General features: G+C 65.2%; 23 protein-coding genes. 8 read left to right on the top strand and 15 right to left on the bottom strand.

Annotation, left to right across the window (positions count from 1 at the left end; all coding sequences use genetic code 11):
- Positions 1-212 precede the first annotated feature (212 nt).
- Together trpS and ald are read right to left on the bottom strand one after the other, a co-directional pair.
- The gene (gene trpS, locus KUW00_RS20210) at positions 213-1,247 is read right to left on the bottom strand and encodes a tryptophan--tRNA ligase (RefSeq protein ID WP_045991200.1); all 1,035 of its coding nucleotides are present in this window, start codon (positions 1,245-1,247) and stop codon (positions 213-215) included.
- A gap of 104 nt (positions 1,248-1,351) precedes the next feature.
- The gene (gene ald / locus KUW00_RS20205; protein WP_045991201.1) at positions 1,352-2,467 is read right to left on the bottom strand and encodes an alanine dehydrogenase; all 1,116 of its coding nucleotides are present in this window, start codon (positions 2,465-2,467) and stop codon (positions 1,352-1,354) included.
- On the opposite strand from ald, the gene KUW00_RS20200 reads away from it, so the two are divergent.
- Positions 2,432-2,719: a hypothetical protein gene (locus KUW00_RS20200; protein WP_222569998.1), complete on the top strand. Its 288-nt coding sequence runs from the start codon at positions 2,432-2,434 to the stop codon at positions 2,717-2,719. The two genes, ald and KUW00_RS20200, sit on opposite strands and share 36 nt — an antisense overlap.
- A 117-nt stretch (positions 2,720-2,836) precedes the next feature.
- Here KUW00_RS20200 and KUW00_RS20195 read toward each other — a convergent pair whose 3' ends face one another.
- From KUW00_RS20195 to radC, 9 genes are all read right to left on the bottom strand, one after another.
- A complete protein-coding gene (locus KUW00_RS20195; protein WP_222569997.1) occupies positions 2,837-3,397 on the bottom strand; it encodes a carbonate dehydratase in 561 nt (186 codons plus the stop codon).
- A 214-nt stretch (positions 3,398-3,611) separates the two neighbouring features.
- Positions 3,612-4,034 (bottom strand): TraR/DksA C4-type zinc finger protein, encoded by a 423-nt coding sequence (locus tag KUW00_RS20190; RefSeq protein WP_222569996.1) that lies wholly within the window; start codon positions 4,032-4,034, stop codon positions 3,612-3,614.
- Positions 4,035-4,452: 418 nt separating this feature from the next.
- The gene (locus tag KUW00_RS20185; RefSeq protein WP_045991208.1) at positions 4,453-4,911 is read right to left on the bottom strand and encodes an acyl-CoA thioesterase; all 459 of its coding nucleotides are present in this window, start codon (positions 4,909-4,911) and stop codon (positions 4,453-4,455) included.
- The gene (locus KUW00_RS20180) at positions 4,901-5,236 is read right to left on the bottom strand and encodes a DUF2007 domain-containing protein (RefSeq protein WP_045991209.1); all 336 of its coding nucleotides are present in this window, start codon (positions 5,234-5,236) and stop codon (positions 4,901-4,903) included. The genes KUW00_RS20185 and KUW00_RS20180 overlap by 11 nt, the downstream gene beginning before the upstream one ends.
- A gap of 178 nt (positions 5,237-5,414) precedes the next feature.
- Entirely contained in the window at positions 5,415-6,605 is a 1,191-nt protein-coding gene (locus tag KUW00_RS20175; RefSeq protein ID WP_222569995.1) for a class I SAM-dependent rRNA methyltransferase, read from the bottom strand.
- Positions 6,606-6,801: 196 nt separating this feature from the next.
- On the bottom strand, positions 6,802-7,713 hold the full coding sequence (gene mutM, locus KUW00_RS20170; RefSeq protein ID WP_222569994.1) for a bifunctional DNA-formamidopyrimidine glycosylase/DNA-(apurinic or apyrimidinic site) lyase: 912 nt from the start codon (positions 7,711-7,713) through the stop codon (positions 6,802-6,804).
- Positions 7,714-7,868: 155 nt separating this feature from the next.
- Positions 7,869-8,024: a 50S ribosomal protein L33 gene (rpmG, locus tag KUW00_RS20165; RefSeq protein WP_016856547.1), complete on the bottom strand. Its 156-nt coding sequence runs from the start codon at positions 8,022-8,024 to the stop codon at positions 7,869-7,871.
- A gap of 112 nt (positions 8,025-8,136) precedes the next feature.
- Entirely contained in the window at positions 8,137-8,373 is a 237-nt protein-coding gene (rpmB, locus tag KUW00_RS20160) for a 50S ribosomal protein L28 (protein WP_045991211.1), read from the bottom strand.
- A 398-nt stretch (positions 8,374-8,771) separates the two neighbouring features.
- A complete protein-coding gene (gene radC / locus KUW00_RS20155; RefSeq protein WP_222569993.1) occupies positions 8,772-9,446 on the bottom strand; it encodes a RadC family protein in 675 nt (224 codons plus the stop codon).
- A gap of 280 nt (positions 9,447-9,726) precedes the next feature.
- Between radC and coaBC the strand changes: the two genes are divergently transcribed.
- From coaBC to slmA, 5 genes are all read left to right on the top strand, one after another.
- Positions 9,727-11,073, top strand: coding sequence for a bifunctional phosphopantothenoylcysteine decarboxylase/phosphopantothenate--cysteine ligase CoaBC (gene coaBC, locus KUW00_RS20150; protein ID WP_222569992.1), 1,347 nt, complete (start codon positions 9,727-9,729; stop codon positions 11,071-11,073).
- A gap of 60 nt (positions 11,074-11,133) precedes the next feature.
- Positions 11,134-11,601 carry a dUTP diphosphatase gene (gene dut / locus KUW00_RS20145; RefSeq protein ID WP_045991213.1) on the top strand — a complete coding sequence of 156 codons (468 nt, stop codon included), beginning with the start codon at positions 11,134-11,136 and terminating at the stop codon, positions 11,599-11,601.
- A gap of 59 nt (positions 11,602-11,660) precedes the next feature.
- The gene (locus KUW00_RS20140; protein ID WP_222569991.1) at positions 11,661-13,043 is read left to right on the top strand and encodes a phosphomannomutase/phosphoglucomutase; all 1,383 of its coding nucleotides are present in this window, start codon (positions 11,661-11,663) and stop codon (positions 13,041-13,043) included.
- Positions 13,044-13,064: 21 nt separating this feature from the next.
- Positions 13,065-13,970: an acetylglutamate kinase gene (gene argB, locus KUW00_RS20135; RefSeq protein ID WP_045991215.1), complete on the top strand. Its 906-nt coding sequence runs from the start codon at positions 13,065-13,067 to the stop codon at positions 13,968-13,970.
- Positions 13,971-14,106: 136 nt separating this feature from the next.
- A complete protein-coding gene (gene slmA, locus KUW00_RS20130) occupies positions 14,107-14,715 on the top strand; it encodes a nucleoid occlusion factor SlmA (protein ID WP_045991216.1) in 609 nt (202 codons plus the stop codon).
- Between the two features lie 133 nt (positions 14,716-14,848).
- Here the strand turns inward: slmA and KUW00_RS20125 are convergent, their stop codons facing one another.
- Both KUW00_RS20125 and KUW00_RS20120 read right to left on the bottom strand, forming a co-directional pair.
- On the bottom strand, positions 14,849-15,289 hold the full coding sequence (locus KUW00_RS20125; protein WP_045991217.1) for a VOC family protein: 441 nt from the start codon (positions 15,287-15,289) through the stop codon (positions 14,849-14,851).
- Between the two features lie 47 nt (positions 15,290-15,336).
- A complete protein-coding gene (locus KUW00_RS20120; protein ID WP_108132269.1) occupies positions 15,337-15,789 on the bottom strand; it encodes a DUF411 domain-containing protein in 453 nt (150 codons plus the stop codon).
- A gap of 148 nt (positions 15,790-15,937) precedes the next feature.
- On the opposite strand from KUW00_RS20120, the gene KUW00_RS20115 reads away from it, so the two are divergent.
- Together KUW00_RS20115 and KUW00_RS20110 are read left to right on the top strand one after the other, a co-directional pair.
- On the top strand, positions 15,938-16,471 hold the full coding sequence (locus KUW00_RS20115; protein ID WP_045991219.1) for a DNA-3-methyladenine glycosylase I: 534 nt from the start codon (positions 15,938-15,940) through the stop codon (positions 16,469-16,471).
- Entirely contained in the window at positions 16,459-17,619 is a 1,161-nt protein-coding gene (locus KUW00_RS20110; RefSeq protein WP_222569990.1) for a metal-dependent hydrolase, read from the top strand. The genes KUW00_RS20115 and KUW00_RS20110 overlap by 13 nt, the downstream gene beginning before the upstream one ends.
- A gap of 110 nt (positions 17,620-17,729) precedes the next feature.
- On the opposite strand, the gene KUW00_RS20105 is transcribed toward KUW00_RS20110, so the two are convergent.
- Entirely contained in the window at positions 17,730-18,335 is a 606-nt protein-coding gene (locus KUW00_RS20105; protein ID WP_108132267.1) for an FMN-dependent NADH-azoreductase, read from the bottom strand.
- A 194-nt stretch (positions 18,336-18,529) separates the two neighbouring features.
- Positions 18,530-19,285, bottom strand: a complete 756-nt coding sequence (locus tag KUW00_RS20100; RefSeq protein WP_108132266.1) for a COG3650 family protein — start codon at positions 19,283-19,285, stop codon at positions 18,530-18,532.
- Positions 19,286-19,468 lie beyond the last annotated feature (183 nt).

Genomic DNA, 19,468 nt, shown 5'->3' with positions numbered 1-19,468 from the left:
GGTACCCTTGGGGAAACACTGACGACATCGCCCGTGCGCGATGCACCGGGCTCAGGCGGCGCCTGCCTGACAAGGCGTTATACCATTCTTCCTTTGTGCCCACTCTAGCACGCCGTCGAGAAAGCCCCGCAAAAGCGGGCCCTCAACGCAGGGCCCATGCGCACTTTAGCTCAGACAAGAGCGACTCGACGATGAGACGCGTAGGAAACGGCTCAAACGAAGCGACCAAGCCCCGCGGCGACACGCAGTCGATCCATCAGCGGAGCAGCCTCGGCACGAGCACGCTCGGCCCCTTGAAGCAGCACCGTCTCGATATGGCCCGGATCTTCCATCAGCGCCTGGTAACGCTCACGCGGGGCGCGCAGCTGTTCGTTGAGGTGTTCGAAGACCCGGTTCTTGGCGTCCCCCCAGCCGATGCCCGCGGCGTAGTCATCACGCATGGCCTGGGTTTCCTCGGCGCTGGCGAAGGCCGAATATATCTGGAACAGGGTGCAGGTGTCGGGATCCTTGGGCTCGCCGGGCTCCAGCGAGTTGGTCTTGATCTTGCGCACCAGCTTGAGCAGCTTCTTTTCCGGCACGAACAGCGGGATGGTGTTGTTGTAGCTCTTGGACATCTTGCGACCGTCGAGGCCACCCAATACCTGGACCCGCTCGTCCACCACCGCCTCGGGCAGGGTGAAGAAGTCACCCTTGTAGAGATGATTGAAGCGCCCGGCCATGTCTCGGGCCATCTCGATATGCTGGATCTGGTCGCGTCCCACCGGCACCTTGTTGGCCTGGAACATCAGGATGTCGGCGGCCATCAGCACCGGATAGCCGAACAGGCCCATGGTGACGCCCTTGTCCGGATCCTGGTTGCCGGCTTCGTCGTTCTCCGCCACCGCCGCCTTGTAGGCGTGGGCGCGGTTCATCAGGCCCTTGGCACAGACGCAGGACAGCATCCAGGTCAGCTCGGGAATCTCGGGGATATCGGACTGGCGATAGAAGATGGCGTTGTCGGTGTCCAGCCCCAGCGCCATCCAGGTCGCGGCGATCTCGAGGCGCGACTGCTGGACCCGCTGCGGGTCCTGACACTTGATCAGCGCGTGCAGATCGGCGAGGAAGTAGTAGGACTGCACGTTGGGATCGAGGCTGGCCTCGATCGCCGGCTTGATGGCCCCGACGTAGTTGCCCAGATGGGGGGTACCGGTGGTGGTGATACCGGTCAGCACCCGGGTCTTGTCGGAAGCGGTGGTCGTTGCGGACATGGACGGCACTCTAGTATCGGCAAATGCCCGCTATGGTAACGCCAAGGCCTGTGGATGGCGACCGGGGCGACAGCGCCGCCCCGGCCGACCCTTGGCCAATCACATCAGCCGAGCACACTCTCCACGCTGATCACCGGCAGCGAGAAGGCCTCCCCTACGGCTGCGTAGGTGAGCTGGCCGTCATGGACATTGAGACCGGCGGCGAAGTGACGATCCTCACCGAGCGCCCGACGCCAGCCCTTGTCGGCCAGCGCCACCACAAACGGCTGGGTGGCGTTGGTCAGGGCCTGGGTCGAGGTGCGCGCCACCGCACCCGGCATGTTGGCGACACAATAGTGCACGACGCCGTCCACCACGTAGGTCGGCTCGGCATGGGTGGTGGGCCTGGAGGTCTCGAAGCAACCGCCCTGATCGATGGCCACGTCCACCAGCACCGCCCCCGGCTTCATTTCCGACAGCATGGCGCGGTTGATCAGCTTGGGCGCCGCCGCCCCCGGGACCAGCACCGCCCCGATGATCAGGTCCGATTCGCGCACCGCTTCTTCCAGTGCGTCGGCGCAGGAAAACACCGTCTTCATGCGCCCCTGGTAGCGATCATCCAGGGTCTCGAGGCGCGGGATCGACTTGTCCAGCACGCTGACATCGGCGCCCAGCCCCAACGCCATGCGGGCGGCGTTCTCGCCGACCACGCCACCGCCGATCACGGTAACCTTGGCAGGCGGCACCCCAGGCACCCCGGGCAGCAATACACCCGCACCGCCCTGGGCCTTTTCGAGACTGTGGGCACCGGCCTGCACGGCCATGCGTCCGGCCACGGTGCTCATCGGCGCCAACAGGGGTAGTCCGCCCTGAGGCGCGGTGATGGTCTCGTAGGCGATGCAGGTCGCGCCGCTGTCCAGAAGCCCCTTGGTCAGGGTTTCTTCGGCGGCCAGATGCAGGTAGGTGAACAGGGTGTGCTGGGGGCGCAGCCGGGCCACCTCTTCGGGCTGGGGCTCCTTGACCTTGAGGATCAACTCGGCGCCATCGAACAGCGCGTCCACGTCGGCCTCGATGGTGGCACCGGCAGCTTGATAGGCCTCGTCGGCAAAACCGGCGCCCTCACCCGCACCGGCCTGCACAACCACCGCGTGGCCACGCTCGGTCAGCTCCCGCGCACCACTGGGGGTCAGGGCGACGCGGTACTCATGGTTCTTGATTTCCTTGGGGACGGCGATCTGCATGGCGACTCTCCCATCGATTCGTACAACAGATTTTTTATCGTCACCCACAGTGAAGCACAGGAATTTTTTGCCAATAAACCCCCGGCGAAAAAACGGAAAGATCAGAAAACTTCACCCTCAAAGACCTTTGAACTTTCTTCCCAGGCCCCTAAAAACAGCAAGACACACCAGGGCGTGACGCCTTGCGGGCAACACGCCGAGGAACAAGACCTCAAAGGTGAGCAGCGTCATCGGGGGAACCAGCGCCGCTGATCGTGGTGACGTCCCCCCACCTTGGCCCCGCAGCGGGTGAGCCAGCATCCCCGGCCGCCTGGTGCTGCGTCTCGCCGCCCAGAGGCCATCCGCCTATCCTCGAACCAGGGCGCCGGGCTAGAAAGAGTTCTGGATCCGCCTATAGCCTTCCACCAGGCTATTGTTGGTGCGCGCCACGTCTTCGGAAAACGCTGAATCCTGGACCGTTACTCGGGACAGGGTGTCCAGATCGGTCCCGGGGCCAATGCGCTCGGTGGACGGCACATAGAAGTCGTCGGGAAGGTCGCAACCATCTACCACGGCGTTATGGCGCACCACCGCGCCCTTGCCGATAGTGCAGTTGAACAGCACGCTGTTGAAACCGATAAAGGCGCTCTCTCCGACCACGCAGGGACCGTGCACGATGGCGCGATGCGCAATCGACGTGCGTGCACCAATGATCACCGCCGCGCCGGACTTGGAGTGGATGACGACGCCGTCCTGGATATTGGAGTGGGCGCCGATGATCATCGGCTCCATCTCGCCATCGGCATCGACCTCATCGGCACGAATGACCGCGTAGGGGCCGATGAAGACGTTCTCCTCGACGATCACCCGCCCACAGAGAATGGCCGTGGGATCGACAAAGGCGCTGGGGTGGACAACCGGCAAATCACCGTAGGGATTCTTGCGAATCATTCATGCTTCCTTGATTGTGATTCCTGCGAATCAGATAGTAATCGTCGCCCGGCGTAGTCGGCATGGGCGAATCTTGATGCGACATACGCCACCGCCTTCGCTGAGCCGGTTGGATCATCCGTGGACAAGCCCACCGAGCAGGCACTCGTCCGGACTCAGCATCGCCCTTGGGGCGGCCATCACGGTCACAAGCGGTGGATGCTTACCGGCGCCGCTACTTCCGCGTCCTGGCGAAGTGATGTTCTCTCTGTTCCTGGCGCTGCTTGGCTTCGAGGCACAAGCGCGCCGTGGGCCGGTGCAACAGCCGGGGAAGTCCGATGGGAACGCCGGTCTCCTCGCAGTAGCCGTACTCACCCGTCTCGACGCGCTTCAAGGCGCTGGCAATATTGGCCAGCAAGCGGGTTTCCCTGTCGGCCTGGCGAAGCTGCAGCTGAAGCTCTTCCTCCTGGGCTGCCTGGTCCAGATCGTCGCTCGACCTTTCGCGGGCCGAAATGCGCAGGCGAACCTCCTGCAACCTCTCTTCGACCAGCGCCCGTTCCTGCAGCAATCGGCATCGAAAGAACGCCAGTTGCTCACCGTTCATGTAGTCGTCGTCCGGCATCTCGAGAAGATGCGCTGCGTCATCCATCGTTGGCATCTCACCGCTCCTCCCGCCGCGCCGATTGCACAAGGCGTCTGAGACCATCACACTCGCACAAAATGTTATGTTATAACATATCTGTTAAGTGGCACAACACACCCGCAAATCTTGACTCCCAGGGCCACCTCGCTGAGGCGGTCGTTGACCACGTCGCCGTCCACGGCCACCAGGCTGACCCTCCCGCCTCTACCTCGTGGTCCAAAGTGCTGCAGTTCTTCCATGAACCCAGGGAGTCTTTAGACGCATTCAGGAACAAAGTGCGACCTATCACACCCAGGGTCAGGACAAAAAAGCTGCCAGTATTGAGATTCGCCAACTCGACACCCAGGGTGCCAGAAAATTGCCGGAAGGGGCGGAGGCCAGCTGTGTACGCTCAGGTCTGTGTGGTCAGGTCCCTGTCGTCAGGACGTTATCGTCAGCTTTCCGCGACCAGGGCGCCGCCGTAGGCGCTGACGAATTCGGGAGGAAGACGGCGGGGACGGCCGCTTGAGAGAGCGATGCAGGCGTAGCGGGTACGTGCACGCAGCAGGGTGACACCATCCTGCGGGCGTATCAGTTGAAAGCGGCGGGTCAGGGTCAGGCGCGAGTCGCAGGCGACGATCCAGGTGGCCATGGCCAGGCGTTCGCCCTCGAAACCCGGCGCCAGATAGTCGAGTTCGTGACGGTGCACCGCCATGGCGCGATCCAGCGCCCGGTAGTGTTCCAGGGTCAGACCCAGCTGGCCGGAGTGCTCCCAGCTGGCCTGTTCCACCCAGCGCAGGTACTGGGCGTTGTTGACGTGGCCATAGTGGTCGATGGCCTCGGGCGCCACCAGGATGTCGATCACGAAGGGCCGGGGCAGATCCCAGTCGAAGGCACCGTGTTCAGCGGTCATGATCGTCCTCCTTGCGGCCACCGCAGTTCCAGCAGGTATCGAAGGCCCCTTCGAGCTCCTCGCCGCAGGCCCGGCAGCGCCAGGCGCTGTCCGGCGCTGGCTCCTCGAGCGCCTGTTTCACCAGCGCTTCGGCTCGCTCACGGTTGTGCTCGGCGACCCACACCTGGGGCTCGCACTCCAGCGGCGGCAGCTCCCCGGCGCCACCGCCGAGGGTCATGTTGCGCAGTTCGCAGGGGATCCCGGCGGCGTCGAGCAGGTTGCGCACGTGGCCCACCAGCAGGGCGTTGCCGTGGGAAAAGATCAGGGTCCAGGGAACCTCGGTCATGGTGTCTTCCTTGGCGCGGGCTTGCCCAGGCACGATGTGACACTTCCATCGCCCGAGGCAAGCCCCTGCGCCTTTTTCGGCCCAGCTAGTTCGGCCCAGCTAGTTCGGCCCAGCGTGTTCAGCCACGGCGAGTCACGTCGCGCCTATCTAGCTCATGCCTTGTTCAATCGCGCCTTGCTCAGTCGCGAAAGACGCGCACACCGAGCGCCTTGAGGTAGGCGGTTTCGGGGATCGCCGGGTGCACCGGGTGATCCGGTCCCTGGTGGCCCTGGAACAGGATCTGTCCCTGACGATCCTGGTGACGTACCGCACCGCGCACCACGTCGACCAGGCGATCCTGTGCCAGGTGCATGGAGCAGGAGGCGGACAGCAGCAGGCCATCGCGGCCCAGCAGGCGCATGGCGTCGCGATTGAGTCGGGCGTAGGCACGCTCGCCGTTGGCGATATCCTTGCGCCTCTTGATGAAGGCCGGCGGATCGAGCACGATCACGTCGAACTTCTCGCCGTCGGCCTTGAGCGCCGCCAGCGCCTCGAAGGCGTCGCCGTGACCCACAGCGACCCGCTCGTGCTGGCCGTTGAGCGCGGCGTTCTCGGCGACGCGATCCAGCGCTGACTCGCTGGCATCCACGCACAGCACTTCGCTGGCGCCATGGGCCGCCGCCTGCACGCCCCAGCCACCGACGTAGCTGAACAGGTCCAGCACCCGCTTGCCGGCCACCCGCTGATTGAGCCAGGCGCGGTTGATGCGGTGGTCGTAGAACCAGCCGGTCTTCTGGCCGTCGAGCACGGGGGCGACGAACTGCACGCCGTTCTCTTCCAGCAGCACCTGCTCCGGCAGCTCGCCCTTGACCACTTCTACCACCTCGCTGAGGCCTTCCTGACGACGACCACTGGTGTCGTTGCGCAGCACCACACAGGCAGGGGACAGCACCTTGTCGAGTGCGTCGAGCAGCTCGTCCTTCACCGCTTCCATGCCGGCGGTGTTGAGCTGGACCACCAGCACCTCGGCGTAGCGGTCGATGACCAGCCCCGGCAGCAGATCGGCCTCACCATGGACCAGGCGATAGAACGGCTTGTCGAACAGGCTCTGGCGCAGCGCCAGGGCCTGATTCAGGCGATGCACCAGCAGCGAGCGATCCAGCCGCATGCTCGGGTCACGCGAGACGATGCGGGCGCAGATCAGCGAGTTGGGATTGACGTAGGCCAGACCCATGGGCTTGCCATTGGCGGCCTCGACGATGACCTGCTCACCGACTTCGAGCCCCTTGAGCGGCGTCTCGGCGATGTCGATCTCGTTGGAATACAGCCACAGGTGGCCGGACTTGAGGCGACGATCGGCGTTCTTTTTCAGGCGCAGCGGACGAGTCACGGTGATCACTCTCTCTAGAAGTTTTTCAAAATCGCCATCAGCTCAAATCTCGGGAAGCGCTGAATAAATGTCGCGAGCGATGACAGGTCGGTTGTCGCCGGAGCGCAGAGGCCGGAGTTTACATGCGGTTAAATGAGGACCTTGAGCACCGCCGGCGACCGAGATGTCGAGCGCAGCAATTTATACAGTGTTTCCTCTAACGCTGACAGCGGGGACAAAACACACTGGCACGCTGCCCCAGAGTCACGTGCTTCAGCTCACCGCCACAACGGCGGCAGGGTGCGCCGGCACGCCCATAGACGTTGAGGCGCTGGGCGAAGTAGCCGGGTTCGCCGGTGCCGCTGACGAAGTCGCGCAGGGTGGTGCCGCCCTGGGTGATGGCCGCGGCCAGCACCTCCTTGGCGGCGGCGGCCAGCCGATCGTAGCGCTCGCGTCCGATGCGACCGGCAGCGCGGCGCGGATCGATACCGGCCAGAAACAGCGCTTCGCTGGCGTAGATGTTACCCACCCCGACGACCACGGCGTTGTCCATCAAGAACGGTTTCACCGCCGCCTGGCGCCCCCGCGACAGGGCGTACAGCCGGGCGCCGTCGAAGGCCTGCGACAACGGCTCGGGGCCTAGCCGCGACAAGCGGGTATCGTGGGCCTCGTCGTCTCGGAGCCAATCGACGAAGCCGAAACGACGCGGGTCGTGATAGCGCAGGATGACGCCGTCCTCGAGCACCAGGTCCACATGGTCGTGCTTCCTGGGCAGCTCACCGAGGCGGGCAATACGCAGGCTACCGGACATGCCCAGGTGCCACAGCAGGGTGCCCTTTTCGCGCACTCCGCCGCCGTCGTCCGCCCGGGACGCGCCCGTGCAGGTGCCCTCGGTGCTGGCGAGCGTCTCGCCGCTCTCACCGCCCTCGCCCGACAGCATCGGCAGCAGCAGGTACTTGGCGCGACGGCGAATCTCGCCGAGGCGGGCGCCGATCAGACGATCGGCGAGATCCTCAGGCACCGGCACCCGCAGGCGCGACTGGCGCACCAGCACCTCACGTATCTCGCGCCCTTGTACGTGGGGGGCGATGCCGCGCCGGGTGGTCTCGACTTCGGGAAGCTCGGGCATGGCACACCTGGGGCCTGAGGTTAGAGCGGCGAGCAGCGAGCGACATCACGCCATCGCCCGGGGCCGCTGACAGGGACATACGCAAGAACCCGACCTCGGGGCCGGGTTCTCGGTGACAGGCGACAACTCGCCTGCGGTGGAAGCGAGATCAAGCCTTACTTGATCTTGGCTTCCTTGTACATCACGTGCTTGCGAACCACCGGATCGAACTTCTTCATTTCCATCTTGTCCGGAGTGTTACGCTTGTTCTTGTCGGTGGTGTAGAAGTGGCCGGTACCGGCGCTGGACACCAGACGAATCTTGTCACGCATGAGACTTCTCCCAGTTTGCCGCCTGGTACGCGTCGTGCACACCAGGCCAGTCATTCAAGTCGGCGGAGGCCGTTCGCTCAGGCGAACCAGTGGACTCCCGAGGACGTCATCCTTAGATGGCGTCGCCGCGCTTACGGATATCGCTGAGCACCTCTTCGATGCCCTTCTTGTCGATGATGCGCATGCCCTTGGAGGAAACACGCAGGGTCACGAAACGCTTTTCGGACTCGACCCAGAAGCGATGGCTGTGAAGGTTCGGCAAGAAACGACGACGGGTCTTGCGCTGGGAGTGTGAAACGTTGTTACCAGTCACCGGGCGCTTGCCGGTAACCTGACATACTTTGGACATGAGAGCCTCCAACCGCGTGGCGAGTTGTTCAAAACCTGTCGGGCAAACCGGGAAGGGCGAGAACCGAAGGGATGTGTCGCAGACTGGCCGCGCGGTGCCGGCGAAAGTCCGCATTCATCATGCCCTCAGCAACCTCGAGCCCTGTCATGAGCCCCGTGCTTTTGACCCAAGGGAATTCAAAGGGTGCACTTTATACCAGACCCTGCCTCCATGGGCAAGGGATACACCAACGTTCGCCAGGTCGCTCGCTCACGGCCCGTGTCGAGGTGCTCGAAACGGCTCCGCTGCGTCGACGGCGATGACGTGACGTGTTCGGGTAGAGAGTCGCCCGGCCAGGACGCGATAGGATCGAGACGATCCTCGCCCCGCCTGGGCCAGCTCTCCTTGCGCGCGGCGCATTATACCCAACCTCGCTCGGCAAATGACACCACTTCTGCGTCTCCCACCACAAAATGATCCAGTACACGGATATCGAACAGGCCCAGCGCCTCTTTCAGGCGATCGGTGATACGCCGGTCGGCGTCACTGGGCTCGGCCACCCCGGAGGGATGGTTGTGGCACAGGATCAAGGCGCCCGCCCCCAGCGCCAGGGCACGTTTGGCCACCTCACGTGGGTACACCGAGGCGCTGTCCAGGGTGCCGCGAAACAGCACCTCGAAGCGGATCACCCGATGCTGGGCGTCGAGAAACAGTGCGGCGAAGGCCTCGTGGTCCAGATGACGAAGCTGGGCGGAAAGAAAGGTCCTGACCCGCGCGGGAGAATTCAGCGCCTGACCCCGCTCCAGATAGCTCGCCAGATGACGGCGCGACATCTCCTGGGCGGCCTGCAGCTGAACGAAGGTGGCAAGCCCCAGGCCACACTGGGCACAGACCTCCTGCTGATGCGCCTCGAGCAGGGCACGCAGTCCGCCGAAGGCACCCAGTACGTCCCGTGCCAGGTCCACTGCGGAGCGTCCTGCCACCCCGACCCGCAGCACAATCGCCAGCAGCTCGGCGTCGGATAGCGCGGTGGGCCCCAGCGCCAGCAGCTTCTCGCGAGGGCGCTCGCCCTCTGGCCAGTCTCGTATCGACATCCCTGTCTCCTGCTCCGTTGCTCTCGTCACACCCTGTCGTCACGCCCTGTCGTCACACCCTTTTGTCACATCCTCTTCTCATACCCAGCCGCCACATCCTCTTCTCACACTCTCTTCTCACACCCTCTTGTCACATCCTCCCCTCACGCCCTGTCGGCGAGCGCCGACATACCCGTTGAGTCTAGTGCGGTCTGCCTGATCTGGAGCCAGGGTGCGCGGCTACGCATGATCCGGTACCGGTGGTAAGGTAGAGGGCTGACTCTGGCTGCGGACTTTTTTCATGTTGCACGCTCCCTCCTCTTCCGGTTGCGGCCTGACCGGCTCAGGCCCCGGCGGCCTGCGCCCCGGGCAGCGGGTTGTGCTGGGCATCAGCGCCGGTATTGCCGCCTACAAGAGCGCCTCTCTGGCCCGACTGCTGGTGCAGGCGGGCTGCGAGGTGCAGGTAGTGATGACCGAGGGAGCCCAGGCCTTCATCACGCCGCTGACGCTGCAGGCGCTGACCGGACGCGCGGTACGCACCTCGCTGCTGGACCCCGACGCCGAGCTCGGCATGGGTCATATCGAACTCGCCCGCTGGGCCGACCTTATTCTGATCGCCCCCGCCACCGCCGACCTGATGGCGCGCCTGGCCCAGGGCATGGCCGACGATCTGTTGACCACCGCTTGCCTGGCCAGCGACGCCCGGCGGATGCTGGCCCCGGCGATGAACCAGGCCATGTGGCGCCATCCGGCGACCCAGCGCAACGCCGCCCGGCTGGTCGAGGATGGCTGGGCCCTGCTGGGGCCCGAACAGGGCGACCAGGCCTGTGGCGACGTCGGCCCGGGACGCATGATGGAACCGGAGGCCATTCTCGGCGCCCTGCTGGATGCCGGCTCTCCCTCCACGCCCCGGACAGCGACAGGCGTCGTGGGAGAGAAAGGCGAAGCAGTGCCCCCGGACGCAGACCTTCATGTGGTGATCACCGCCGGCCCCACCCGGGAGCCGCTGGATCCGGTGCGCTACCTGTCCAATCACAGCTCCGGCAAGATGGGTTTCGCCCTGGCGGAAGCGGCCCGGGACAGTGGCGCCCGTGTCACCCTGATCGCCGGCCCCGTCAGTCTGCCGACGCCCCCGGGCGTTGCCCGCCACGACATAGAAACCGCGGAAGAACTGCTCGCCGCAGCCGAAGGGCTGATGGATGGCTGCGACATCTTCATCGGCTGCGCGGCGGTGGCGGACTATCGCGCCGAGGCTCCGGCCGAACACAAGATAAAGAAGCGCGATGACGACGACGGTCTTACCCTGAAGCTGGTCAAGAACCCCGACATCATCGCCACCCTGGCTGCCCGCGATCCGCGTCCGCTGATGGTCGGCTTCGCCGCCGAGACCCGCGACGTGGTGCGCTACGCCGAGGGCAAGCTCGCGCGCAAGGGGCTCGACATGATCGTCGCCAACGACGTCTCCCGGGAGGGACTCGGCTTCGGCTCGGACCGCAATGCCGCAACCCTGGTGTGGCGCGACGGCGAGTCTCTCGCCCGCCGCGAAGAGACCGACCAGGACAAGGCCAGCCTGGCCCAGGCCATCATCGCCCAGGCCCGAGCCTGCCTCGAGGCGCGACGTCAGACGGTGCGGCCGAACCCGCGCTGAGCCACGACACCACTTATTTATCAGGAAGCCTGTCTGGCTGCCCAAGACCAAGGACCTTTCATGCACGACACTGCCTCGCGCCCTCGCCTCGCCGTCAAGATCCTCGATGAACGGATCAAGGAGCGCATGCCCCGCTACGCCACCGACGGCTCGGCCGGGATGGACCTTCACGCCCTGCTCGACGCGCCGCTGACGCTGGCCCCCGGGGATTGCGAACTGGTCCGCACCGGGCTCTCGATCCATATCGCCGATCCGGGCCTGGCCGGCATGATCCTGCCCCGCTCGGGGCTTGGCCACAAACACGGCATCGTGCTCGGCAACCTGGTCGGCCTGATCGACTCCGACTACCAGGGCGAACTGATGGTGTCGGTGTGGAACCGATCGACCACCGCCTTCACCCTCGAGCCCTTCGAACGTCTGGCCCAGTACGTGCTGGTGCCGGTGGTCCAGGCCGAGCTGGAAGTGGTCGAGGACTTTTCCGAGAGCCTTCGCGGCGGCGGCGGTTTCGGCAGCTCCGGCCGCCACTGACGCCCCAGGTTCGACTACCCGTTCATTCAAGCGCCACGTCAAAAGGACAGGACCCTCATATGACTCAAGTCCCCTCCACGATCTTTCGTGCCTACGATATTCGAGGCGTCGTCGACGAGACCCTGACCGAAGCCGGGGTCGAGGCGATCGGCCAGGCCATCGGCAGCGAAGCCCAGGCCCGCGGCGAATCCCGTGTAGTGGTGGCCCGCGATGGCCGACTCTCCGGCCCGCGCCTGATCAAGGCCCTGACCCGCGGCCTCACCGCCAGCGGCTGTGACGTGGTCGACATCGGCATGGTGCCAACGCCGGTGCTGTACTTTGCCACCCACACCCTGGAAGGTACCCGCTCCGGGGTCATGCTGACCGGCAGCCACAACCCGCCGGACTACAACGGCCTGAAGATGGTGCTGGGGGGCGAGACGCTCTCTGGCGAGGCGATCACCGCGCTCTACACTCGCCTTCAGAACGGCGATCTGCGCGAAGGCCAGGGCCAGGTGTCCGAGCACGATGTGCGTGACGCCTACCTAAAGCGCATCCTCGAAGACGTCTCGCTGTCGGGCTCGATCAAGGCGGTGGTGGACTGCGGCAACGGTGTGGCCGGTGAACTGGGCCCGCGCCTGGTCGAACAGCTCGGTGCCGACACCGTGCCGCTGTTCGAGGACATCGACGGCAACTTCCCCAACCACCACCCGGACCCCGGCAAGCCGGAGAACCTCAAGGACCTGATCCACGCGGTGGCCGAGCACAGCGCCGACATCGGTCTGGCCTTCGACGGTGACGGCGACCGCCTCGGCGTGATCACCCCCAAGGGGCGCCTGATCTACCCCGACCACCTGCTGATGGCGTTCGCCGAGGACATGCTCAGTCGCAATCCGGACGCCCGGGTGATCTTCGACGTCAAGTGCACCGGCAAGCTGATCGAGGTGATCGAGAAGGCCGGCGGCACGCCGGAAATGTGGCGCACCGGCCACTCCCTGATCAAGGCACGGATGAAGGAAACCGGCGCCCTGCTGGCCGGCGAGATGAGCGGCCATATCTTCTTCAAGGAGCGCTGGTACGGCTTCGACGACGGACTCTATGGGGCCGCCCGCTTGCTCGAGATCCTGTCGCGCTTCGACGGCGACGCCGACACCTTCTTCGATCGCTATCCGCAGAACCTGAGCACCCCGGAAATCAACATCGAGGTCACCGACGAGACCAAGTTCGACCTGGTCGCGCGCCTGGCCCGGGAAGGTGACTTCGGTGACGAAGGCGTCAAGACCACCCTGGACGGCATCCGCGTGGACTACCCGGATGGCTGGGGTCTGTGCCGCGCGTCCAATACCACGCCGATGCTGGTGCTGCGCTTCGAGGGTAACGACGCCGCCGCGCTGGAGCGCATTCGCACGCGCTTTGCCGAGGCGCTGGCCGACGTGGACGCCTCGCTCACCCTACCCAACTGACGTGCAGGAGACATGACGCCCATGAGCGAACAGGCACGCGATCCGCGCCTGGTGGTGGAGGTCCTCTCCGAGGCCCTCCCCTATATCCAGAAATTTTCCGGCAAGACCGTGGTGGTCAAGTATGGCGGCAACGCCATGACCGAGGACGCCCTGATCGACTCCTTCGCCCGGGACATGGTGCTGATGAAGGAAGTCGGCATCAATCCGGTGGTGGTCCACGGCGGCGGCCCCCAGATCGGTGATCTGCTGGCCAAGCTCAACATCGAGTCGCGCTTTGTCGGTGGCATGCGTGTCACCGACGCCGAGACCATGGACGTGGTCGAGATGGTGCTCGGCGGACTGGTCAACAAGGATATCGTCAACCAGATCAATCAGTGCGGCGGCAAGGCCATCGGCCTGACCGGCAAGGATGGCGCCCAGATCCGCGCGCGCCAGCTCAAGGTCGAGCACCAGAGCCCGGAAATGACGGCGCCCGAGATCATCGACATCGGCCATGTGGGCGAAGTGGAACACGTCTCCACCGACCTGATCGAAATGCTCGCCGCCCGGGATTTCATTCCCGTGATCGCCCCCATCGGGGTCGACGGCGAAGGTCGCAGCTACAATATCAATGCGGATCTGGTGGCCGGCAAGGTGGCCGAGGCGCTCGGCGCCGAGAAGCTGATGCTGCTGACCAACGTGGCCGGGTTGATGAACCGCGACGGAGAGGTGATGACGGGACTTTCCACCGCTCAGGTCGACGAATTGATCGCCGACGGCACCATCCACGGTGGTATGCTGCCGAAGATCCGCTGCGCCCTCGACGCGGTCAAGGACGGGGTCGTCAGCGCCCATATCGTCGATGGCCGGGTGCCCCACGCCACCCTGTTGGAGATCTTTACCAACGCGGGTGTCGGCACCCTGATCACCAACGAATCGCCCAACTGAAGTACCCGTACCAGGGCGATACGAAAGCGACACGATAACGACGCAAGGAAGTGCGAACCGGGCACAAGCTCCGGACGCAAGGGAACTCGCCCGCTGGCGCCCCGGCGGGCCATCAACGACAAAAGAATTCGATATCATGACGCAGGAAAAGACCCCAAGTCGGCGGGACCAGATACTGCAGGCGCTGGCCCTGATGCTGGAAGAAGACAGCGGCAAGCGCATCACCATCGCCGCCCTGGCGCGCCAGGTCGGCGTCTCGGAGGCAGCGCTCTACCGCCACTTCCCGAGCAAGGCCAGGATGTACGAGGGCCTGATCAGCTTTATCGAGGAGACCCTGTTCGAGCGCATCACGCGCATCCTCGACGAGCAGCAGGAGGCGCTGCCGCGCTGCCATCAGATCATGACCCTGGTGCTGGCCTTCACCGAAAAGAACCCGGGCCTGTCGAGGCTGTTGGGCGGCGACGTGCTGACCGGCGAGACGGCGCGACTGAGGCAGCGTATCCACCAGCTGTTCGAGCGGCTGGATACCCAGTTCAAGCAGGTACTACGCGAGGCGGAGCTGCGCGAGGGTCGCCGGCTGGCGATGCCGGCCAGCGCCGGCGCCAACCTGCTGACCGCCCAGATCGAGGGACGCATCGCCCAGTACGTGCGCAGCGACTACCGCCACCGCCCCACCGAGCACTGGGAAGACCAGTGGCCGGCACTGTCGTCACACCTGCTGAGAGACAGCGCCATCCCCGCCTGAGCAAACGACGCCCGCGTGGCAGGTCACGTGGCAAGCTGCAAGACAAGGTGTCGATGGGGGAGTCAGCTCCCCCATCCCTTCGCTGCCCCTTCGGTGCCGCTCGCTGGCACGATCGACAGCGGCCCTTCGCTCGCTACCAGCTGCCGGTGTTCTCCATCGAGGCCCAGGGCTCGGCGGGTTCCAGGGCGTCGCCCTTCTGCAGCAGTTCCACCGAAATGCCGTCCGGGCTCCTGACGAAGGCCATATGGCCGTCACGGGGGGGCCGGTTGATGGTCACACCGTTGTCCATGAGCTTCTGACACAGGGCGTAGATGTCATCGACGCGATAGGCCAGGTGGCCAAAGTTGCGTCCGCCCTGGTACTCCTCCGGGTCCCAGTTCCAGGTCAGCTCGAGCTCCGGCGCGTTGAGCTGGCTCGAGCGCTCCTCGTCCTCTGGCGCCGCCAGGAACACCAGGGTAAAGCGTCCCTTGTCGTTGTCTTTGCGACGCACCTCCTTGAGGCCCAGCAGGTCGCAATAGAAGTGCAGAGAGGCGTCGAGGTCGCTGACACGCACCATGGTGTGTAGAAATTGCATTCGGGTCTCCTCGGAGTTCAGGGGTAGGCCGCGTCTGCTGCGCGAGCTTAAGGGTAACGGGCCACTACCTTGGCGCGGCCATCGTCGACTGTAAAGCCGAGCACCGCATAGTCATCGAGGCGACCGGTCTCCATCCCGGGCGAGCCGTGGGGCATGCCCGGCACCGCCAGACCATCGATGTCCGGCGACGCCTCCAGCAGCCAGGCCACCTGCTCGGCGGGGACATGGCCCTCGATCAGGTAACGCCTGCCGGCATCATTGGTCAGGGTAGCGGTATGACAGGACGCCAACGCCTGGGGAACCCCCAGGCGCTGCTTGATCGACGCCATGTCGGGGCTGTCGTGAAGACGCACCTCGAAGCCGGCCTCACGCATGTGCTCGGCCCAGGCGCTGCAGCAGCCGCAGTGAGGATCCTTGTGCATGTCCAGGCCGGCGGCCAGTGCAAGCGGGCTGAAGACACCCATGAGAGCGGCACCCAGGGCGCGAGAAAGACGTGTCATCGCGTATGATCTCCTGACGGAAAAAGAGAAGGACAGGCCTCAGGATCGCAGAATCGCGCCATCAAGGGTATGCCGAGTCGGTACCCTTTTGTCGTAGCGCAGGTCGGTCCCAGGGAATCGAGACACCTTACCAACAAGAGCAAGCCGCATGAGCGAGTACTGCGACCTGGCCCCGGGGCATCCGCTGCACGGGCCCTACCATGACAGCGAATACGGGTTCCCGATCCGAGGCGAGTCCGACCTGTTCGAGCGCCTGGCACTCGAGATCAATCAGGCCGGTCTGTCGTGGCTTACGGTGCTGAAGAAGCGCGAGGGCTTCAAGCGCGCCTTCGACGGCTTCGACGTCGATCGGGTCGCCGCCTACGACGACGACGATCGGGCACGTCTGCTGGCCGACGCCGACATCATTCGTCACCGCCTGAAGATCGAGGCGGTGATCCACAACGCCCGGGTGATCCAGGCCATGCGGGAGTCCCACGGCGGCTTTCAGGCCTGGCTGGATGCCCACCACCCGCGTGAACACGCGGACTGGGTGAAGCTGTTCAAGCGTCACTTTCGCTTTACCGGCCCGGAGATCGTCAAGGAGTTCCTGATGAGCGCGGGCTACCTGGCCGGCGCCCACCGTGACGACTGCCCGGTGCAGGCCCGAGTACTGGCGGCGGCGCCACCATGGACTCGCTGACCCAGGCCGCCCTCGGCGCGGCCCTGGGAGGCGCGGTTCTGGGCCGTCACCTGGGCCGCAAGTCATTGCTCGCCGGCGCGGTGGTCGGCAGCCTGCCGGACCTGGACGTGCTGATCGACTACGGCGACGCCGTGGCCAACGTCACCTACCACCGTGGCTTCAGTCATTCGCTCTTCGTATTGACGGGGCTCTCGCTGGTGCTGGCCGGGCTAGCTCAGCGACTGGCCGAGCGACTGGCCGAGCGTCGGGCCAGACGCCCTGCACAGGGACTGGGCTTGAGCTTAAGCCCGGCCCAGGGCCTGGGCTTGCAACACCTTGGCTTGTTGCGCTGGTGGCTGTTCTTCTGGCTGTGCCTGGTGACCCATCCGCTGCTGGACTCGCTGACCACCTACGGCACCCAGCTGTGGTGGCCACTCGAGGTCACCGCGCCCAGCGCTACCCCGCTGGTGTTCATCATCGACCCGGCCTACACCCTGGCCTTGCTGGTCGCTCTGGTGATCGCACTGTGGCGTGGCCATCGGCCAGCGACCTTGCAACGCGCCGCCAGCTGGGGCCTGGTGATCTCGACGCTGTACCTGCTGCTGGCGCTGGGCGCGCGCGGCTGGGTCGATGCCAGGGCCGACGAGGCGCTCGACCGAGTGGACATGGCCGAGGCACCGCGCCTGATCCAGCCGGCGCCCTTCTCGATCCTGCTGTGGCGGGTCACCGCCGTGGACGGCGATCGCCACGCCGAGACGCTGATCGGCCTGCTCGACGGAGATACCCGCCCGGTCGTCGAACTGTTTCGACGCGGTACCGAACTCGAGGCTGCCGCCCTGGCGCTCGACAGCGGTCGCCGCCTGGCCTGGTTCGCTGGCCCCTTTGTGCGCTACGAGGTGGAGCGCAAGGGAGACGCCGAACGTCTGCTGGCCACCGACCTGCGCCTGGGCTTTCCCGGCTTCCATCCGTTTCGCTTTGCTTTGGCCGAACGCCTGGATGGCGGCTGGCGCGCCCTGGAACCGACCTTGCAACTGCCGATGAGCGCAAGCCAGCGACCCATGGGGCAATTGTTCGAGCGCATGCTGTCACCACAGCCCGCGCTGTGTGTCGCTGACTTCGTCGATTCGCGCTGGCATCTGGGCGCAGGCGACGACTGCGACGCTCGCTGACACCCGGCCGGGTGTCGGCCTCTTCCCTGAGCGACGATCACCATACGCACGCCGCCGTGGCCCTGGCCACGGCGGCGTGCGAATCAGTGTCTTCAGACCTCGGGCGCGGCTTACAGCCTGGCGATCAGCGCCTCGATCTCGGCGTGGGCAGTGGTGAGGGCCGCTTCCTTGTGTTCGTCACCCATGCTGAGCCCTTCGGCAAACACCGTCTCGACCTCATTGATGCCGATCAGGCCCAGCATATGGCGCAGGTGCGGTGTCTGGGTATCCAGAGCACTACCGGCGTACTGACCGCCGCGAGCGCCCAGCACGATGGCACGCTTGCCCTCGAGCAGCCCCACCGGGCCATTCTCGGTGTAGCGGAAGCTCTTGCCCGCGCGCAGGATACGGTCGAACCAGGCCTTAAGCTGGGAGGGAATGCCCAGGTTGTACAGCGGCACGGCGAGCACCAGCACGTCGTGGGCCTCGAGCTCGGCGAGACGCTCATCGGAGCGCGTCGCCAGCTCGCGCTGTGCCTCGCTGCGCTCTGCGTCCGCCACCTGCCAGCTGGACAGCTCGTCGAGGCCCAGGTGCGGCAGGTCGTCGGCGACCACGTCGCGATGGGTGATCTCGATATCGTCACGCTGGCGCGCCAGGCGCTCGAAGTGGCGCGCCAGCTGGGTGGACTGGCCCTGGTCGGCGAGGATGGATGAGGTGACAAGCAGTACGCGGGTCATGGCGAATTCCTGTGGAAGATGATGTCTGCGCACAGTTTACCGCCAATAAAATTGTCGAAAAGCGAATAAATCTCGGAATATCTTTCGATAAAAACGAATAAAGCGCCGCTCGGCGCTTTATTCGCGTGTGCTGGCTACACAAACAAGACAAGGGCGCTTTCGTCGGCTTGCCAAGCGCGTCCGCGTCGCCCCCGTCAGGGCGCGATGCCCTGCCCACACCCCTGCAGCTGACGTCCGTTGACGTTCAAGGTGACCTGGGCCGGCCAGGGCGTGCCCGCCATATCATCGAAGCAGGCACCGGCCTCGATGCGCAGCTCGAAGGGCGCATCGGCGCGGCCGCTTTCCAGGATCACTCGACCGGCACCGTTGTCCAGGGTGGTGACGCGATAGGGCAGGCTCACTTCACGCTCGCCGTAGTCCAGACTCATGTCGATGCGCGGCACGTCATTGGCCAGTTCGAGGTGCCAGCCTGGCTCGTTGCCCCGGGCCAGGAACATCACCCCGGGCTTGTCGCTGCGCCGCAGGGAGTCGCGGCGGGTACGGGCCTCGCACTCGAGCCGACCGCGGGAGCTCTTGATCACCGCCCGATCACCAATGATATGGGCGCTGAGTTCCCCTCGCTGGTAACGCTCGCCCTGGTCCACCACCGCCTGGGGCAACTGCTCGGCACCGTGGGTGGTCCACAACCTGAGCGAATCCTCCTGGGTCGCCGAGACCATGTCCTGACTCGGCGAACAGCGCCAGCCAACGAAGGTAGCGCCATCACCGACAAAGTAGGCAGAGGGCAGCAGCGGCGCCTTCTGCTCAACCGGCGCATCGGTAAAGGAACCGCGCCGCTCCGCGCGATCGGTCTGCTCGCTGGCAGGACCGGGAGCGCTGGTAGTGGCGCACCCCACCAGTCCACTCAGCATCACGACAAGGAGGGGTGAGACGACAGCGGGACGACACATGACAGGCTCCTTCGATCACGACATCAGTACGATTCCGTGGCCCCGCCAGGTGCCGTCTGGCGTGTCCCTGTCGGGGCCTACTGGCGAAGCTTACCAGCCACATCGTCAAAAGGCGCGGCTCTGCCACCATGGGATCGCCCCCTCGCACAATCGACGAACTTTCAACCGCGCTTCCCGGCGTCA

The sequence above is a fragment of the Halomonas sp. DP5N14-9 genome (genome assembly GCF_019802175.1).
GTDB classification, from domain to species: Bacteria; Pseudomonadota; Gammaproteobacteria; order Pseudomonadales; family Halomonadaceae; genus Halomonas; species Halomonas litopenaei.
The sequence above is the reverse complement of the archived record's forward strand: the minus strand, read 5'-3'. Positions and strand labels throughout refer to the sequence as shown.

Excerpts from the sequence above, each read along its gene's own strand:
- trpS (WP_045991200.1), bottom strand. The coding sequence starts at position 1,247 with ATGTCCGCAACGACCACCGCTTCCGACAAGACCCGGGTGCTGACCGGT.
- KUW00_RS20200 (WP_222569998.1), top strand. The coding sequence starts at position 2,432 with ATGGTTCTTGATTTCCTTGGGGACGGCGATCTGCATGGCGACTCTCCC.
- ald (WP_045991201.1), bottom strand. The coding sequence starts at position 2,467 with ATGCAGATCGCCGTCCCCAAGGAAATCAAGAACCATGAGTACCGCGTC.
- KUW00_RS20195 (WP_222569997.1), bottom strand. The coding sequence starts at position 3,397 with ATGATTCGCAAGAATCCCTACGGTGATTTGCCGGTTGTCCACCCCAGC.
- KUW00_RS20190 (WP_222569996.1), bottom strand. The coding sequence starts at position 4,034 with ATGCCAACGATGGATGACGCAGCGCATCTTCTCGAGATGCCGGACGAC.
- KUW00_RS20185 (WP_045991208.1), bottom strand. The coding sequence starts at position 4,911 with ATGACCGCTGAACACGGTGCCTTCGACTGGGATCTGCCCCGGCCCTTC.
- KUW00_RS20180 (WP_045991209.1), bottom strand. The coding sequence starts at position 5,236 with ATGACCGAGGTTCCCTGGACCCTGATCTTTTCCCACGGCAACGCCCTG.
- mutM (WP_222569994.1), bottom strand. The coding sequence starts at position 7,713 with ATGCCCGAGCTTCCCGAAGTCGAGACCACCCGGCGCGGCATCGCCCCC.
- rpmG (WP_016856547.1), bottom strand. The coding sequence starts at position 8,024 with ATGCGTGACAAGATTCGTCTGGTGTCCAGCGCCGGTACCGGCCACTTC.
- rpmB (WP_045991211.1), bottom strand. The coding sequence starts at position 8,373 with ATGTCCAAAGTATGTCAGGTTACCGGCAAGCGCCCGGTGACTGGTAAC.
- radC (WP_222569993.1), bottom strand. The coding sequence starts at position 9,446 with ATGTCGATACGAGACTGGCCAGAGGGCGAGCGCCCTCGCGAGAAGCTG.
- coaBC (WP_222569992.1), top strand. The coding sequence starts at position 9,727 with ATGTTGCACGCTCCCTCCTCTTCCGGTTGCGGCCTGACCGGCTCAGGC.
- dut (WP_045991213.1), top strand. The coding sequence starts at position 11,134 with ATGCACGACACTGCCTCGCGCCCTCGCCTCGCCGTCAAGATCCTCGAT.
- KUW00_RS20140 (WP_222569991.1), top strand. The coding sequence starts at position 11,661 with ATGACTCAAGTCCCCTCCACGATCTTTCGTGCCTACGATATTCGAGGC.
- argB (WP_045991215.1), top strand. The coding sequence starts at position 13,065 with ATGAGCGAACAGGCACGCGATCCGCGCCTGGTGGTGGAGGTCCTCTCC.
- slmA (WP_045991216.1), top strand. The coding sequence starts at position 14,107 with ATGACGCAGGAAAAGACCCCAAGTCGGCGGGACCAGATACTGCAGGCG.
- KUW00_RS20125 (WP_045991217.1), bottom strand. The coding sequence starts at position 15,289 with ATGCAATTTCTACACACCATGGTGCGTGTCAGCGACCTCGACGCCTCT.
- KUW00_RS20120 (WP_108132269.1), bottom strand. The coding sequence starts at position 15,789 with ATGACACGTCTTTCTCGCGCCCTGGGTGCCGCTCTCATGGGTGTCTTC.
- KUW00_RS20115 (WP_045991219.1), top strand. The coding sequence starts at position 15,938 with ATGAGCGAGTACTGCGACCTGGCCCCGGGGCATCCGCTGCACGGGCCC.
- KUW00_RS20110 (WP_222569990.1), top strand. The coding sequence starts at position 16,459 with ATGGACTCGCTGACCCAGGCCGCCCTCGGCGCGGCCCTGGGAGGCGCG.
- KUW00_RS20105 (WP_108132267.1), bottom strand. The coding sequence starts at position 18,335 with ATGACCCGCGTACTGCTTGTCACCTCATCCATCCTCGCCGACCAGGGC.
- KUW00_RS20100 (WP_108132266.1), bottom strand. The coding sequence starts at position 19,285 with ATGTGTCGTCCCGCTGTCGTCTCACCCCTCCTTGTCGTGATGCTGAGT.